This window comes from Haloterrigena salina JCM 13891 (assembly GCF_000337495.1).
GTDB lineage: Archaea > Halobacteriota > Halobacteria > Halobacteriales > Natrialbaceae > Haloterrigena > Haloterrigena salina.
Genome location: NZ_AOIS01000040.1, coordinates 1 through 1,938 on the forward strand (window position 1 = coordinate 1; position 1,938 = coordinate 1,938).

At 61.1% G+C, this 1,938-nt stretch carries 1 protein-coding gene and 1 pseudogene; both read left to right on the top strand.

What is annotated here, in order from left to right; all coding sequences use genetic code 11:
* Positions 1-610, top strand: a pseudogene (locus C477_RS12435) (hypothetical protein); the annotation flags it as partial.
* 73 nt (positions 611-683) lie between these two features.
* A partial coding sequence (locus C477_RS12440; protein ID WP_049914520.1) for a hypothetical protein occupies positions 684-1,938 on the top strand: 1,255 nt, incomplete at its 3' end.

The following is a 1,938-nucleotide window of genomic DNA, read 5'->3' on the forward strand; positions in this document are numbered from 1 at the left end:
CCCGGATCAAGGCGAGAACGGGACGCTCATCGTCCGAGGCTGCTATATGAGCCAGATGGCCGACTCGAAACTCGTCACGACGAAGGCCATGCTCGAGGACGTTCATAACGATCTGGTTGAGGCATTCCTCGAGTACAACCGTGTTCGCGGCCGAATCTCGAAAATGGGGCTTCAGATTCAGAAGGACGTGATCAACGAGGAAGCCGAGGCTGACGAACGCGGGTTGATGAACCCGCGGACGACGGNCTCGAAAATGGGGCTTCAGATTCAGAAGGACGTGATCAACGAGGAAGCCGAGGCTGACGAACGCGGGTTGATGAACCCGCGGACGACGGTGAAACAACGCTTCGATTCGGCGAAGACAGACGCCGAGGAACGCGATATTGACGAGATACAGGACATCTCTGAGTACGTCGAAGAGTACGCTGGAGAGCACGACATCGACACGACGGGCGGGCCGCCGCAGACCCGCGCNGACGAGATACAGGACATCTCTGAGTACGTCGAAGAGTACGCTGGAGAGCACGACATCGACACGACGGGCGGGCCGCCGCAGACCCGCGCACAGGCCGCAGAACAGGCCGCTACTGACGGAGGGAACGACCGATGATAGAAACACTCTGCACAGTCGGAAGTATCACACTGTTCACCGCTCTCGAGGTTGACCGATGGAGGTCTGGCCGATGAGTGACGAGCAGGACAATTTCACGGTCGGTGGCTTCCGCGAGTATCAAGACGGGANCCTCGCTCGCGATCCTGACGAAGTGCTCGAACACTCAGGGTTTGTTCGTGACGAGCAAGTCGACCGGCAGATGTCCATGCGTGCGATCCATCACGACCCGAATCGCTGGGAGTCGAAGGCCGCAGCGACGTACATGGACGTCGGCAAGAACCGGGATATCCTGAAGGCCGAAGGGAGCGAGACGGCCCGGCAGGCGCTCGAGAACGGCGACACGCTGACACTCAAGCACTACATCGGCGACCCGGCACAAGAGGCGGACCTGTCCGGGATCAAGGCGATCACCAGGCTCCGGGAGATCGTCGCCGGGCCGGCGCCGGTGATCGTCATCCTCGGGGAAATGGGAGCTGGCAAAACGAACCTCGCGTGCCTACTGTTGCAGTTGCGGGATCGGTGGGTAGACGGGGATCTGAAAGTGGCGTCGAATATCCGTACGCTCCCGCGCAACGACGACTGGGTTCGTGACAACGGCGACGTCGAAGACGGCTGGATCCCGCACTACCCGCTGCTCGAGGAGNTCCGTACGCTCCCGCGCAACGACGACTGGGTTCGTGACAACGGCGACGTCGAAGACGGCTGGATCCCGCACTACCCGCTGCTCGAGGAGTGGGTGACGCAGGACGGCAATCCGGTCGAGAACGCCCAACAGCCGAAAGCGTTCGTCGGTGACGAGTTCTCGACGAACGCCAGCGGGACCGGCGAGGACGGCCAGAAAGTGCGGAAACTGATGGGGCCACTGGGGTTCAAGATCCGCAAGTACAATGGCTGTCTCATCTATATCGGCCATGACGAGAGTTCGATTCATCCGTTGCTCTGGCGAGTCGGCACGATCATCAAGAAGCCCGACCGGAACAACAAAGGGAAGGCGATCAAAGCGGAGCGAATCTCCGGCGGTAAGCTCCGAGACGTCGATCCGCGGCCGTTCACTGGCATTCCGCCAGCGGACTACGAACCGCACACGCACGACGAAGCCGACTGGGCCTGGTCGGCTCCCTCGAGCGAGGACGACGGCCCGGCGATCGGCGAGAACGAAGTGAAACAGGTCGCCGCGTGGACGATGGAAACGTGCCGAAACGAGGGAATGTCGGCCCGCGAAACCGCCAAATACGTGCCGTACAGCCACGCTACCGTCTCAAATTGGTGGAAAGAGATCGACGAAGGCGGCGAGAAGCGAGAATGGGTTGACACCGTCGAACGGG